Origin of the sequence: Blautia coccoides (assembly GCF_034355335.1) — a bacterium.
GTDB classification, from domain to species: Bacteria; Bacillota; Clostridia; order Lachnospirales; family Lachnospiraceae; genus Blautia; species Blautia producta.
Genome location: NZ_CP136422.1, coordinates 506,416 through 521,229, shown reverse-complemented (window position 1 = coordinate 521,229; position 14,814 = coordinate 506,416). Strand labels below are relative to the sequence as shown.

The following is a 14,814-nucleotide window of genomic DNA, read 5'->3' as shown; positions in this document are numbered from 1 at the left end:
ATCCGCCGTTCCGTCAACGGCTGTACCACATCCATCCTGCCGCAAGCAGAACCTGGACAGCCAGGATCAGCGGAAGACCCAGTTTGAATTTTTTATGCAGGGTCTTATGACGGAAAAAATCCATACCGCAGACAGCGCCCACGGAGCCGCCCAATACGGCGGACAGCATAAGCCAGGCTTCGGGTATCCGGTATTTTCTGTGTTTTGCCTTCCACTTGTCTATGCCAAACATGGCGAAAGAGACCACATTGATGACAAGCAGCCAGGCGGTTATCATTTTTATCATTCTTTTTCTTTCTCAGGTATCTTGATCTCACCTGCCAGATTTTTATAGAACATTTCTTCTATCTTCTTTCTCTCCCAGTGTTTTCCAAGGATCCACATAACTTTCGTGACGATCGCTTCTGTGCTCATGTCATATCCCTGGAATACGCCGGCACTCAGTGCTGCTTTTCCCGTCTCGTACACAGACAGGCTGCTCCCCTCATAAGGACACTGACTCTTCACTACAACGATCATTCCCTTGTGAATCACAAGGCGCAGCTCGTCCAGCACCTCAGAGGACATGGTGGGAATGCCGCCCATACCGAATGCCTCAATGATCAGTCCCCTGTATCCCTGCTCATATAAAAACCGGAATATCTTCCCGTCAAATCCGGGCACCAGTTTGATGAGAAAGACTTTCTTCTCCAGCCTGCGCTCCAGAACACAGGGACCTGCCGGAGCCGGTATGATATCTCTGTAGATCTCCAGACCTCTGGAATCCACCTCACCCACATATGGATAATTGATACTCTCAAACGCATGGAAACTCCTGGTCCGCATTTTACTGGCTCTGGTCCCAAGCATGATCTTCCTGTCAAAGGCCAGGAATACACCGGGCATGCCGCTGCCCGCCATATGGATCGCGCACCTGCAGTTCTCCACCGCATCCGCCAGGGGATTGGTGATAGAGAGCTGGCTGCCGGTAATGACTACAGGGATGGGAATATTAAGCAGCATAAAAGAAAGAACGGAGGACGTGTAAGCCATGGTATCTGTGCCGTGGAAAATCACGATCCCGTCGTATTCCTTATACTTTTCATAGACAGTCTCTGCCATAGCCTGCCAGTTCTCCGGCTGGATATTGGCACTGTCAAGCTGGAACAATTCATAAAAATCCACCTCATAGAGGCTTGTGATATCCGAGATGTAGGACAGGATATCCCTGCTGGTCAATCCGGGCAGCAGGCCGTTGTCGCTGCTGACACAGGCCAGTGTTCCCCCTGTGGTTATGATCAAAATTTTCTTTTTCATTTTTTCTTCCTCTGCATTTTCTACTGTCTCCTGTCCGCGCCATCTTATGCACCGTGCATCTGCCCGGGGCTGTGTCCGGTACAGGGAACACAAATTTATATAAGTGTAACGTAACCCACGGCAGTTTTCAATGGATTTTATATAAAAACCATGCTAATATAGGAAAATAAAGCAACTGTATATGCAGTAAAATTCAGAAAACGAGGTGTATCTTATGTATGGTTCCACATTTGGAAATATATTAAAAATATCAACCTGGGGAGAATCCCACGGCGCAGGGATCGGCGTGGTCATTGACGGCTGCCCTGCAGGGCTTTCTCTTTCCCAGGAGGACATCCAGGCCTATCTGGACCGCAGAAAACCGGGCCAGTCACGTTTTACCACCCAAAGAAAAGAAGCGGACGCAGTGGAGATCCTTTCCGGCATTTTTGAGGGAAAAACCACGGGCACGCCCATCTCCCTCATGGTCAGGAACACAGACCAGCGCTCCCATGATTACAGTGAGATCGCCAACTATTACCGCCCCGGACATGCGGACAGGAATTATGATATCAAATACGGTTTCCGGGATTACAGAGGAGGCGGACGCTCTTCCGGGCGTGAGACCATCGGACGCGTAGCTGCCGGCGCCGTAGCCGCCAAAATACTGGGGGAACTGGGCGTGGAAGTCACTGCCTATACGCTTTCCATCGGACCTGTGGCTATTGATAAGGCTAAGTTTGACCTGGAGGAAATGAACCGCAACGCCCTCTATATGCCGGACGCAGACGCAGCAGAGAAAGCCCAGGCATATCTGGAGGACTGCATGAAAGCTAAAAATTCCTCCGGCGGCATGGTGGAATGTATCATCAAAGGCGTTCCCGCAGGGATCGGTGAGCCTGCCTTTGAAAAACTGGACGCTAACCTGGCCAAAGCCATCTTTTCCATCGGAGCAGTAAAATCTTTTGAAGTGGGCGCGGGAATTGCTGCCGCCTCCTCAGACGGTTTACATAACAATGATGCATACCGCATGGACCAGGAGGGAAATGTAATAAAAAAGACAAACCATTCCGGCGGTATTACAGGAGGAATCAGTGACGGCGCACCGATCCTGATCCGCGCTGCCTTCAAACCTACCCCGTCCGTGGCCGCTATCCAGGAAACAGTAAACCGACAGGGCGAGAATATTGAAATCTCTATCAAAGGCCGCCATGATCCCATTATCGTACCCAGAGCCGTGGTAGTAGTGGAATCCATGGCAGCTCTGGTGACTCTGGATGCCATGCTGGGCAGCATGACTACACGCATGGACGCAGTCAAAGGTTTCTTTAAAAATCTTTAGAATTTTTTTCGTTTTATACCACGTCACTTTTTAACTTTGCTTCCTATACTCAGTATAGTAACAGCAGGAGCCGCTGGGCATCATACATTTGCCAGATACGTGGTTTCCTGAACACAGGAGAGAGATACCATGGATATGAATCACATTTTAATTGTAGAAGACGACAAGGACATCCGGGAGGCAGTTGCCATTTATTTGAAAAGCCAGGGATACGAAGTATTTCAGGCAGGCGACGGCATAGAAGGACTGGAGATGCTGGAGCGGGAGGAGATCCATCTTGCAATCGTGGATATCATGATGCCCCGCATGGACGGCATCACCATGACCATGAAACTCAGGGAAAAACACGATTTCCCGGTTATCATGCTCTCAGCCAAATCTGAGGAGGTGGATAAGGTTATGGGGCTGAACATCGGCGCCGATGACTATGTTACCAAACCATTTACCCCAATGGAGCTTATGGCAAGGGTGAACTCACAAATGCGCCGGTACAAAAGATTCATGGAAAAACTGCAGCAAAAAGAACAGGAAAATACAGATACCATTTATACCATGGGTGGGCTTGAATTGAACGAGAGCACTTTTGAGGTACGGGTAGACGGATCTCCTGTAAAAATGACTCCCATGGAATTCAAAATTCTCCTTCTGTTGATCAAAAATCCCGGAAGGGTGTTCTCTGCGGATGAGATTTATGAACGTGTATGGAATGAGCGTGCTGTGAACACAGAGACGGTCATGGTACATGTTCGGAACATCCGTGAAAAAATAGAGATCAACCCTAAGGAGCCAAAATATTTAAAGGTGGTGTGGGGAGTTGGATATAAAATTGAAAAATTCTCGTAAACTTGCAGTCGTGCTGGTGATCCTGGTCATACTGCTGCCTTCACTGGCTATGATGATCATTCGTCCGCACTATATTAAGGGCCAGAGCAGCACTGACCCGAATTTCACCACTTCCTCATTTATGGGCACGCTTACACACTCCAACTATGTGCTCTATGCGGAAGAAAAACAGAGGGAAAACCAGGCGGCTATGATTCCGTTTGACATCTTTTTCCCATCAGCCTTAAACGAACAAAACACAAAAGAGAATGAAGAGGACAGCAAGTCCGGTTCCAAGTCCAATGTTTCTTCCCAGGAAATATCAGATGCAGCACTGGATGATGAAAACTTCCCTTCTTCCAAATACAAAGACAGCTACGGAGATGAATACGGAGAATATTCTTCTAAAGAGGCCATCATCGCATCCGCCAATACGCTTTCCAGCAAATTCTCCAGATGGGATGACAACTTCTCCACCCTGCGCTCGTATCTCCAGTATGAGGTAAGGGACGAGAACGGAAAAGTAGTGGACTCCAACGCCACAGAGGAACTGGCACCGCTTCTCTCCCAGACAAAGCCGGATTCGTTGGACAAAAAATACGCGTTCGGTGCTGTCATCAAATATGATGAGAGCGGAAACGTATCACAGGCGGAGTTCTTCTCCGGCAAAGCCAGCAATGCCACACAGCTTCTCAATGAACAGGTACGCCAAAACCCGTGTTCCGACTTTGACAGCCAATACGGCATGGATGCCCCCTTCCAGAAACCTCAGGGCCGCACCTACATCTATCTGATGACTGCTGAAAATCTGGCCACCTTTTTAGAAAGCTCACCCGGCAGCGGATATCTGGAATATCTGGGAGTTGACACTTACCGCTCAACAGACGATCTGTCCATTGTTTTCATCACCCTGCTGGGTATGGTGGCTGCTGCCGCTCTGCTGCTGCCGTTTATCAAACCGCTGCAGATCGGAGATGAAAAAATCTTCCGGGCGCCTTTCGAATTTGTCTTTATAGTAGCCAGCTTCATCCTTGGATTTTCCCTATCCATGTCTGTAGACGGCGGCGCAATGAACAATGAACCTATTTACAACGTTCTACACAGCATTGGCGTACCAAAAGGACTGGCTTCTGTGCTTCAGTATTTCTGGGGATTCATCGGATGGGCCTTTATCTTTGCGGTATGCTACTGGGCAGCGGGATGCGTAAGAGGCATATTTGTCATAGGCCCCAAACGCTACATCCAGGAACGAGTTATCATTTACCGCGTGTGGCCCTGGGCTAAAAGTGCAGTCAAGAATATATACAACAGTATGCTTCACGTAAATCTGAAAGATGATACAACAAAAGTGCTGATCAAAGTGGTACTGATCAACTTTATCATCCTGGGCTTTATCAGCCTCATGTGGGTCTGGGGAATCGGCGCGCTGATCATTTATTCCATTGCACTGTTTTTCCTTCTGAGAAAATACTGTAATGACCTGCAGAAACAGTATCACAGGCTGCTGGACGCAACCAACCAGTTGGCTGACGGCAACTTAAACGGCACGATTCCTGAGGAACTGGGCGTATTTGAGCCGTTCCGTGAGGAAATCGCCAAGATACAGTCCGGTTTCAAAAAGGCTGTGGACGAAGAGGTTAAGAGCCAGAAAATGAAAACAGACCTGATCACCAACGTGTCACATGACTTAAAGACACCTTTGACAGCCATCATCACTTATGTGGATCTGCTGAAAGATAAGAACCTGCCGGATGAGGAGAGGCTCCATTATATTGATGTACTGGAACAGAAATCCACACGGCTTAAGCTGCTGATCGAGGATCTGTTTGAGATCAGCAAGGCCACCAGCAGAAATGTGACACTGAACATTATGGACGTGGACATTGTAAGTCTGATGCAGCAGGCAAAGCTGGAGCTTCAGGATAAGATCGAGGCTTCCAACCTGTATTTCCGCTGGCGCCTCCCTGAGGATAAGGTGGTCCTGCCCCTTGACAGCCAGAAAACCTACCGGGTGTTTGAAAACCTTCTAGTGAATATCACCAAGTACGCTATGCCGCGTACCAGGGTATATGTAGATATGGAGAACGACGAAAAACGGGTACGGATATCCATGAAAAACATCTCCGCAACAGAGCTGACCTTTAATCCGTCAGAGATCACAGAACGTTTCGTCCGGGGTGACGCTTCCAGAAACACAGAGGGAAGCGGACTGGGTCTGGCAATTGCCAAGAGCTTTGTTGAGCTTCAGGGCGGAACCCTGCAGATCATGGTAGATGCGGACCTGTTCACTGTAGAGATCATATTCCCAAAACCATGACAGGACACCTGAACGTATCATCAGGCAAAAGATAAAAGGGGCTGTCGGTTAATACTGATTTTTAAAGCCCCTACACCAAAACAAGCATATCCCGCAGATTTCCTTGCTTTTCAGCAAAGGACGTTCTGCGGGATATGCTTGTTTTTCTTTACTTCTCCTATTTTAGGGCGCAAAATCCCCTTTTTACATATTTGCAGCTCCGCTCTGGCAGCTAAGCTGTCTTTTGATCAGATTTTCCTGCGTATTTCTCGATCTCATGGTAAAGAAACCGATGATATTTATTTATATTCCGGCCAATTGCATACAGCATGAATTCTTTATACACTTTTTCTGAATTGCGGTAATTGAACCGACGGAAGTTTTCGTTTTCCTTGATGTCCCCGAAGTGCCCTTCGGTCTGGATGGAACGGATCTGGCGCTTCAGGATCCCCTTCTCACTCTGGATGTTGGCATTGGATGCTTCTTTCAGTTCCTCCCACTGCTCATTGATCTTCATGACTTTATTTCGGTCACTGTTTTTTTCCGCATTGTACTTATACAGACAACGGGATTTATGTTCACAGCCGCTGCAATCTGCACATCCATAGACTTCCCATGTCTGGCTATACCCGTCCTGCTCCTTACTTTCTGTCCGGATATGACGAAGCTCTCTTCCGTCATGACAGATATAGTAGCGCTCATCTTCAAAGATATGGGTTGTCATGTTGTAATATTTGCTGATATCTTCTTTATAGGCACGGGTTTTCCGTTTTTCGTGATCCTGGAGTTTGATATAACTGGCAATCCCATTGTGTTTCAGATACAAGAGGTTTTTCTCGCTGCAGTATCCGCTGTCTGCTGTCACTTCATCCAATACTTTACCAAAGGCTTTCTGATGCTTCTCCAAAACCGGGATCAGGGTGTTATAATCTGTACGGTCATTGCTCACGTATCCGTGAACGATGAAATAGTTCTCCACCGCGATCTGAACGTTGTAAGCTGGTTTTAACTGACCGTTGAGCATGTGGTCTTCCTTCATCCGCATAAACGTTGCTTCCAGATCCGTTTTGGAATAACTGTTGCGGTCTTTCCCCATGATTTCAAAGCATTCTTTATATCCCATCAGGCGGTTTCCGCATTCCTCCAGTTCCTCATACAGTTTTTGAAGCTCGGACTTCGTTTTTCCCTTACTGTGGACGAATGATATCCCCTCACCTTCTGTAATCTGCATCAGATTCTTCTGAAGCTTCAAAATCTCAAGAGGGGAGCAGTTATCTATTTCGATGATTGTATTGTTTGAGAGCTTCTTATGCTTTGTCAGTTTTCGTTTCCGGTTTTCATCAATCACACGCCTGACTTTTTCCATGCCTTCGATGATGAACATCTTTGCATCCCCAAGGTCGTATTTCGCTGCATACCCATTTTCATGCAGAAGTGTATTGTACTTTTCATAAAGTGCATCTATCTTATCCAAAAGACCTGCAAGATGGTAATTGATGCTCCCTCTCCAGACAAAAGTATAGCGGTTTGCATTGGCTTCCAGCTTCGTACCATCAATAAAGAGTTCTTTGAGCGTGATCAGGCCCTCTTTTTTCAATTGGCGCATGAATTGGTAATTCAGCTCATCCAGAAGATCACCCGTCAGTTTTTTATTCTTGAATTCATAGAAAGCATCCCGCTTCGGTTTCTGCCCTTTGGTCAGCCAGATAAAAGCAAGGTCCCTTTCGCATGATTCAACAATACGGTCAACAGAACGCACTCCGCGCATGTTTGCGTAGGTAACGACAGCATACATCATGATTGGATTGTACCCGGTTCTTCCCTTATCTGAACAACAGGCAAGCAGGCCTGAAAAATCTAATTCCTCCATCACTTTTTTTAGGGTATAGACTGGATCGTCATCGGGTAAATGCAATTCGAAGAAACTGAAGTTAATTTTCTGTTGCCCTAAATCAAAAAATTCGTTATAATAATCTTGTTTAAGCATAGTTCTATTATAACATGGAACGGAGGAAAAGATGGTTGTCGTTAGCCATCTTTTTTTCTGTTTTAGGATATAGTTCAAGGGGAGGATGTGACCGATGATGGTCAAATCCTCCCCTGTTTTAGGCTATCTATTTCCCGACAGCCCCTTTTTCCCGTTTACGCCCAATAGATCCTCATGCCGGTCTCATGACTCATGCGCTCCGGGTGTCCTTTGACTCTTGGCGACAATGCAAATATATCTTTATAGGAATTCTGCGCAATGCAGTTCCCCTCTCTGTCTCTAATACTCACATACAGATTCCACCTCTGCCCTTCCCCACAGCCTTCCTTGAAATGCACAGCCTCTTGGGCAGAATCAGGCTCCATTTGGATTTTTACAGACTCCTGTGCGATAATATCCCCGCTTTCCGTCTCTGTAATCACCCAGAACAATTCACATTCCTCATACCTTTTATCAGAATCATTCACAGCGTAGAGGCCGTCCAAAGTATCTCTGTATTTTGCAAATATACCTACAGGCCCATTGCTTTCCAGCATTGCCTGCAGTCCCTTTTTGGGGATTCCCCACCAGTCATACAGTCCGTAAAAGCTCTGCGGACATAGATCAATGAACATAAACTGCACATACCCGGAACAGGGTGCATATTTTTGTATTCTATAATGTTCTGTATAGTATTTCAGCAGTTTATATTGATATTCCTGAATCTCAGGTATCTGTTTTTCAATCGCTGTAAGACGCCTGCGGATAACCGGCACCTTTTTTAAACTCTCCGCGCAGGCCGGCGCGTCAAATCCATACTCTGTATTCAGTTTTTCCGTTGTCCCATAGATATCCCTGTACTCCCCTCCGCTCAGGGAACCCAGATAATTATGACTGTCTCCGCTATAGATATCATCATTGCAGAAGGAGCCTTTTATGATGGGTCTGGCAGGGTCCATCTCCTGCAGCTCACGGTACAGCCTGGGTCCCGGATTTTCCTCCATGAACCTTCTTCTGGTATCTCCGTCCGGATCCACACATCCCGGTTCGTTCATGCCGATCCAGCAGATAATCGACGGATGGCGCAGGAGCATCTTCACATTCTCTTTGTAAATGCCGATAAATTTCTCTGCCCAGGCATCTGTGGATGGATGGGTCCAGTTATACTCTGAATCCTGGATGACTGCGATTCCCATTTCATCACACAGATCATAAAATATATCCTGTTCCACATGAACGTGAACCCTCACAAGGTTAAAACCAGCAGCCTTGATATTGAGCAGATCCCGGAAGTACCGCTCTTTTGTCATGGCTGAAATATAGCAGTCAGGAAAATAAGAGGTCCCGCGCACAAAGAAATTCCTGCCGTTCAGACGAAAACGTGTAATTTCTTCTGTCCGTTCCATCTCCGTCTTCCTGAATGCAATACGTGCCTCTTTCCCGCACACCTTCCTGCCGTCTCTCTCTATCTGTACTTCAGCAGAATACAGCCGGGGCTGACCGTGATCCCACGTGTTCCAGAGAAGTATATCCTCTATATCAGCACTGCACACTCTCTCCTCCCCGCATTCTTTTGCCGTGAAATTCAAAATAGTGCCGGCTTTTTCTATGCCTGAGCTGTTGTCTTTTATTTTAAGTACCATTCTATACTCTGCCCCAGGTGTAAGTCCCCTAAGCACTGCCTTTGCGCTGACCCGTGCGCTCTCCATGTTTTCTGAGAGCAGATAGGAAATCTCAGGCTCTTGCTCCATGGATTCCTGTTTTGTAATAATGATCTCCACTCTGCCGTATATTCCCACAGGGTTGACGTCCCGCTGTATAAAAGTGTCTGAATGTTCATAAGTTCCCTTTACCATTCTGCGCTTCACCAGAATAGTCCTGGAATCCTCTTTCCCCTTTTCCACTTCCCTGTCCCAGGGAGAACTCACCTTTACAGTGAGGAGGTTTTTCTCCCCTGGTTTTACAAGGTCTGTGATATCGAAGGAAAAAGGTGCACTGTACCCCTCATGTTCCCCTGCCGGCTGTCCGTTTATCCATATCTTACAGTAGTAATCCACATTGGTAAATCTCAGCCGTATTCTCTGTTCTTTCCCATTCGGCAGATCAAATTCATATCTGTACCACCAGGGTGCCTGATTAAAATATCTCAGCTCTCTTCCAAAGTAGGGCTGCTCTGCCAGCAGGAGCTGCAGATGTTTTAATTCACTCAATTTTTCCCACTCTGAAATCTGCGGTCCCATCTCTGTAAAACTTTCTCTGTCTGTGTACAGACCCTGTTCTTCCCCCGTATCATGTACATCCTGGAGAATGTACCAGCCATTCTCCAGATTCATTACTGTCTCCATCAGCTTCTTCCTCCTTTTTTCAGCTCTTCACCGCTCCTGCCGCCATGCCCTCGATAATATTTTTGTTCAGGATAAAATAAACTACCAGCGTAGGGAGAATGGAAATAACAATGGCCGCAAATGTGCTGCCCCAGTCCACCCTTCCGAACTGCCCCACAAAATCATTTAAACCAATGGGAAGTGTTTTCATATCCGACGAGGAGATAAACGTATTCGCATAGGTAAATTCATTCCAGACAAAAACAAAGTTATAGGTCAGCACAGTCATGGTTGTATTTTTCGCCATGGGAACCACGATCTTCCAGAACACAGTGCCCATGCCCGCGCCATCGATCACCGCTGCCTCCAGCAGGGAGTCGGGCAGGAACTTGAAAAATCCTGTGTAAAGATAAATACACATGGGAAGCCCAAATCCCACCTGGGGCAGCACCAGTGCCCAGTAAGTATTCCTGAGTCCCAGCGCATTGTAGATCTGGAACATGGGGATCAGACAGGCAAATATGGGAATCATCATCCCAAAAAGGAAAAATCCCATGAGCGCATCCGCATGTTTTATCCTCACCTTGCTGATCACAAATGCCACCGGACAGCCCAGAACAACAATACCCAGTAAGGTCAGCACAGCAACAATGGTACTGTTCAGAAAGTACTTGGGAATTGCCGAGATGGTAAGTGCGCTAATGTAATTCCCCAGATAGAAACTGGACGGGAGAGCATACTGGGCGGTATAGGTCATCTCATCCGGTGTTTTCAGACTGGAGCAGATCACCCAGAAAATAGGGTAAATCTGGATCATTATAAAAACTGCCACGATAAGGTAGAAAAAGGTCCTTAATATCTTATTTTTTCCTGAACGAATCATTCAACACCATCCCCCTTTGCAGATCCCAGCAGTCTTTGAATAACAAATACTGCTGCCAGACATTCGATCACAAGAAACACTGCCAATGTACTGCCATATCCAAAATCAACGGAGTTAAACGCAGTCTTGTACATATAAGTGGCAACCATTTCTGTTGACTTTGACTTGTTATCTAAAATGTAAAACACATCAAATGTTTTCAGACAGCCATTGATCAGCATGACTATGACAATGCAGAAGATATTTTTGATCAAAGGCAGCTTAATATATCTGTACTGCTGTACCAGGCTGCATCCGTCCATGATAGATGCTTCCAGAACGTCTTTTGATATAGATACAAATGCGGAATAAAAGATGATCATATACAGGCCGCAGTATTTATATCCATCGATCAAAGTTATGGTCACAAGCGCTGTCTTTGAATTAGCCAAAAGGGCAATGGGCTGCATTCCTATTTTTTCCATGAGATAACAGATCAGTCCCTGGGGCTGTGCGGAAAGCATTTTAGAAAAGATCTGGCAGATAGCCATAGAAGAAATAATGCATGGGATAAAGTACAAAACCCTCAGCAGATTACATCCCTTTGTGATATGAGCCAGCAGCATGGCCAAAAAAAGGCCTGCGACAAGCTGAAATGTGCTTCCCATTAAAACAAATTTTAGATTATTTACCACTGCCGACTTAAATGTATCATCTGTAAACATTCTTATATAGTTGGCCAACCCAACAAACTCCATATCCTTGATCCCATTCCATGAAAAAAAGCTGTATCCCACAGACCATAGAATTGGAATGATCACTGTGAAGAAATATACAAGAAAAGCAGGAAGTACAAATAAGGCCGGCTGTATCCTATTCTTTGGTTTCACGTTTCCTCTCTCCTTCCGAATTAAAACAGGTCCGGCCTTCCTGCTGGAAGTACCGGACCCGAACAGATTTATCAACGGCTACTCAACATCAAAATAATCCGGCGCATATTGGGCCACAGCTTCGTCCATTCTCTTACAGAATTCCTCTGGCGTTGATTCACCCATCCCTAAATTCGCCAATTCCTTCCGGTATACTTCATTTGTGGATGGATCCAGACGCACATCCCAGCACTGGGCAAATGTGCCGCAGTTTTCCAGATCTGACAAAATCTGCTGAGATAATTCCGGCAGCTGCTCAGGATTGCTCGGCATCATAGACGGCAGCATATTAAAATCATACATTGCTGTATCCGCAAAGTTCTCCCACAGATATTTGATAAAATCCTTCATTGCCGGTGTCATGGAATCCTTTAAGATAGCTGTTCCAATGCCGCAGTGTGCATAATAATCATTTTCCGTGGTTGCGTCATTGTCTGTATCCATAGGCAGCTTAAACATAGAGATATCATCCTTCAGCACCATATTCTCGTCTGTGAGATCTGGGGTATCCCAGGTACCTGTATACAAGATAGCTGCCCCTTTATTCAAGAACAGATCCATCTGTGCAGTCGCATCAGAGTTTGTCCATCCCTCATTATAATATTGGGCTATCTGCTGGAAAAATTCTCCTGACGCAATACCTGTCTCAGAATCAAATTTCTTCTTTCCCATCCTTGCGTTATCTATAAAATCATTTCCCTCCATGCGGAAAGCCTTGAATGCGGGATAACGCATGATCATATCATAGTTTCCGGCTGATATGGGTGTGATCCCGGCCCCTTTTAATTTTTCGCAAGCGTCAAGCAGTTCATTTAACGTCTTTGGCGTCCCCTCAATTCCAGCCTCCTGAAACATATCCTTGTGGTACCAGAAATACTCCACATTTCCCTGCCAGGCCATCAGATAATTGCTTCCGTCACTCAGCTTCGGATAGTTCAGGGCAATGTCAAAAAATTTATCTTTTAAATCCAGCTCATCATACAGGTCATCTATACTGTAGATCAGGCCTTTTTTACAGAGTCCCTCAAAAAAGGCCTCCGGGTCCGCGTCAAACCAATCCGGCAGTTCATTGCTGGATGCCAGTATTTTTATCTTCTGCAGATAGGTAGCCCGGTCTGCTATAGATTCCACATTAAACTCAAAATTAGGGTGGTCCTCTTTATACATGCCTGCAATCTTTTTAATGGCATTCAGTGCCGCATCTGTCTCTCCTCTGGCACTTACATAGTTGATCACTAACTCATCGGAGTCCTGCTCTGCCTGGCTTGTCTGTTTCGGCTCCTCCCCTGTGCTGTCCTTTTTTGCGCTGTCTTTGCCGTTGTCAGCTCCACATCCCGCTGTCATTACACATAAAACTGCCGCCATACTTAACGCCGCTAAATTTTTCAACTTCATTTTCCTTACCTCCTTTATTCATCTATCCTTATAATATTTACAGAGTGGGGCTTTAGGTCGATGACCATATCCATGTAAAAGTTCCCCATATCTTTTTCCTCTATTTTCACGTCCTGGTGTCCTATGTCATTGTATGACTCTGTAGAACTGCCGCTGATTGAATACATGGTCACATGCTTACCTTCACAGGGAAAGGACAGTGTAATGCTTATCTCTTTTTCGGCCTCCTTATTTACAGCCGCCAGAGCAAGTCCCTCCCGGTCAGAGAAGCTTGTGGCCAAAATATCCGCACTGTCCAGAGTGACTGCTTCTCCCTGTTTATTTTCCACTGTCATAACCGCAGCGTCTTCGTTCCAGGAATCAAGGACTATGTCCCCAAGATAATTTACATACAGATCAAAAACAAAATATGTAGAGCGGAGGACAATACCTTCCGGGTACGTATAAATACATCCCCTGGTGTTCACTACAGGCGCATAATTTGCCATACCCACAATATCACAATTTCTGTTCAGGGTATTGAGAAAACATGCGGTGAATACAGCATCTGCCATGGTATATTTGGAGTTGTCATCATTTTCATCCCGGGGATAAAGATATTCTTCCTTGGAAATTCCCTGTCGAATCGTGTGAACATTAGGGTGATACCATCCTCTTAAATTCCATTCGTCAAAGGCGATCTTTATTTTATTCTCCAGTTTCATGGCTTTTAGCAGCCCGCGGACCTCATCAATGGAATGACCTATATTCCTGGTATATGCCATACTCTGCTCATAATCGGCATAATCATTGGTCTGGTTGATGCCGTCCCAATACTCATGTATGGATATCCATTTCAGATAATCACCGCAGTTTTTCAGAAGGTTAATATTCCACTCAAGGTCTGTCAGAGCCGCTGCGCTAAGCTCCGTTTGTGGATCTACCCGCACCATCATCTTTGCAGATTCTCTGACCAGATGCCCCCATTCCTCCGCGGATTTGGCTCCCAGCTCCCAGGACCCGTAATTCTCATTGCCAATGCTCCAGTATTTTACTTTATAGGGCTGTACACTGCCGTTTTCAATTCTCCATCCGGCATATTTCCCCTCGCTCTCCAGATTGCAGTATTCCACCCAGTCGCTCATTTCCTCCGCCGTACCGGTCCCTGCATTTGTACAGATATAAGGTTCGCATCCTACCTTTCGGCAGAGTTTTATGTACTCGTCCGTACCGAAGGTATTCGGGTCCTCTACTCTCCAAGACTTGTCAAACATGGGTGTTCTCTTGGCACCCACAGCTTCCTTCCAATGGTAAGAAGACACAAAACATCCTCCGGGCCACCTCAGTATCGGCACCTTGATCTTTTTCATTGCTTCCAGGACATCTCTGCGGAATCCGTCTTCATCCGCCAACGGAGAATCCGGTTCATAGACCCCTCCGTAAATTTGTCTGTGGAAATGCTCAATGAAATGTCCGTAGATCATTTCATCCCGCTTTCCCACGATCCGTTTCTCATTGACATGTACTTTCATCTCTCTCCTCCTTTACATAAACACATTATAAAAAGTTCACTTGATAAAATACATGGAAAATTTTATTGATACTTGGAATATTTTCCTATAGT

11 protein-coding genes are annotated in these 14,814 nt (G+C 46.0%); 3 read left to right on the top strand and 8 right to left on the bottom strand.

Going from position 1 to position 14,814, the window contains the following annotated elements:
- Positions 1–13 precede the first annotated feature (13 nt).
- Positions 14–286 (bottom strand): DUF1294 domain-containing protein, encoded by a 273-nt coding sequence (locus tag BLCOC_RS02290; RefSeq protein WP_018594605.1) that lies wholly within the window; start codon positions 284–286, stop codon positions 14–16.
- Positions 283–1,296, bottom strand: a complete 1,014-nt coding sequence (locus tag BLCOC_RS02285) for an asparaginase (protein WP_018594606.1) — start codon at positions 1,294–1,296, stop codon at positions 283–285. The genes BLCOC_RS02290 and BLCOC_RS02285 overlap by 4 nt, the downstream gene beginning before the upstream one ends.
- A 214-nt stretch (positions 1,297–1,510) precedes the next feature.
- On the opposite strand from BLCOC_RS02285, the gene aroC reads away from it, so the two are divergent.
- The 3 genes from aroC to BLCOC_RS02270 all read left to right on the top strand — a co-directional run bounded on the left by aroC (position 1,511) and on the right by BLCOC_RS02270 (position 5,756).
- A complete protein-coding gene (aroC, locus tag BLCOC_RS02280) occupies positions 1,511–2,617 on the top strand; it encodes a chorismate synthase (protein ID WP_115624252.1) in 1,107 nt (368 codons plus the stop codon).
- Positions 2,618–2,746: 129 nt separating this feature from the next.
- Entirely contained in the window at positions 2,747–3,460 is a 714-nt protein-coding gene (locus BLCOC_RS02275) for a response regulator transcription factor (protein WP_029470732.1), read from the top strand.
- Positions 3,444–5,756, top strand: a complete 2,313-nt coding sequence (locus BLCOC_RS02270; RefSeq protein ID WP_242999019.1) for a sensor histidine kinase — start codon at positions 3,444–3,446, stop codon at positions 5,754–5,756. The genes BLCOC_RS02275 and BLCOC_RS02270 overlap by 17 nt, the downstream gene beginning before the upstream one ends.
- 211 nt (positions 5,757–5,967) lie before the next feature.
- On the opposite strand, the gene BLCOC_RS02265 is transcribed toward BLCOC_RS02270, so the two are convergent.
- From BLCOC_RS02265 to BLCOC_RS02240, 6 genes are all read right to left on the bottom strand, one after another.
- Positions 5,968–7,722: an IS1182 family transposase gene (locus tag BLCOC_RS02265; RefSeq protein WP_115625424.1), complete on the bottom strand. Its 1,755-nt coding sequence runs from the start codon at positions 7,720–7,722 to the stop codon at positions 5,968–5,970.
- Positions 7,723–7,877: 155 nt separating this feature from the next.
- The gene (locus tag BLCOC_RS02260; protein ID WP_115624250.1) at positions 7,878–10,046 is read right to left on the bottom strand and encodes a glycoside hydrolase family 2 protein; all 2,169 of its coding nucleotides are present in this window, start codon (positions 10,044–10,046) and stop codon (positions 7,878–7,880) included.
- Between the two features lie 19 nt (positions 10,047–10,065).
- Entirely contained in the window at positions 10,066–10,908 is an 843-nt protein-coding gene (locus BLCOC_RS02255) for a carbohydrate ABC transporter permease (RefSeq protein ID WP_029470735.1), read from the bottom strand.
- Complete coding sequence (locus tag BLCOC_RS02250) at positions 10,905–11,777, bottom strand: carbohydrate ABC transporter permease (RefSeq protein ID WP_018594612.1); 873 nt, start codon at positions 11,775–11,777, stop codon at positions 10,905–10,907. The genes BLCOC_RS02255 and BLCOC_RS02250 overlap by 4 nt, the downstream gene beginning before the upstream one ends.
- 78 nt (positions 11,778–11,855) lie before the next feature.
- Positions 11,856–13,211 carry an ABC transporter substrate-binding protein gene (locus BLCOC_RS02245; protein WP_018594613.1) on the bottom strand — a complete coding sequence of 452 codons (1,356 nt, stop codon included), beginning with the start codon at positions 13,209–13,211 and terminating at the stop codon, positions 11,856–11,858.
- A 14-nt stretch (positions 13,212–13,225) separates the two neighbouring features.
- Positions 13,226–14,722, bottom strand: coding sequence for an alpha-L-arabinofuranosidase C-terminal domain-containing protein (locus tag BLCOC_RS02240; protein ID WP_115624249.1), 1,497 nt, complete (start codon positions 14,720–14,722; stop codon positions 13,226–13,228).
- Between the last annotated feature and the right edge of the window lie 92 nt (positions 14,723–14,814).

Excerpts from the sequence above, each read along its gene's own strand:
- BLCOC_RS02290 (WP_018594605.1), bottom strand. The coding sequence starts at position 286 with ATGATAAAAATGATAACCGCCTGGCTGCTTGTCATCAATGTGGTCTCT.
- BLCOC_RS02285 (WP_018594606.1), bottom strand. The coding sequence starts at position 1,296 with ATGAAAAAGAAAATTTTGATCATAACCACAGGGGGAACACTGGCCTGT.
- aroC (WP_115624252.1), top strand. The coding sequence starts at position 1,511 with ATGTATGGTTCCACATTTGGAAATATATTAAAAATATCAACCTGGGGA.
- BLCOC_RS02275 (WP_029470732.1), top strand. The coding sequence starts at position 2,747 with ATGGATATGAATCACATTTTAATTGTAGAAGACGACAAGGACATCCGG.
- BLCOC_RS02265 (WP_115625424.1), bottom strand. The coding sequence starts at position 7,722 with ATGCTTAAACAAGATTATTATAACGAATTTTTTGATTTAGGGCAACAG.
- BLCOC_RS02260 (WP_115624250.1), bottom strand. The coding sequence starts at position 10,046 with ATGGAGACAGTAATGAATCTGGAGAATGGCTGGTACATTCTCCAGGAT.
- BLCOC_RS02255 (WP_029470735.1), bottom strand. The coding sequence starts at position 10,908 with ATGATTCGTTCAGGAAAAAATAAGATATTAAGGACCTTTTTCTACCTT.
- BLCOC_RS02245 (WP_018594613.1), bottom strand. The coding sequence starts at position 13,211 with ATGAAGTTGAAAAATTTAGCGGCGTTAAGTATGGCGGCAGTTTTATGT.
- BLCOC_RS02240 (WP_115624249.1), bottom strand. The coding sequence starts at position 14,722 with ATGAAAGTACATGTCAATGAGAAACGGATCGTGGGAAAGCGGGATGAA.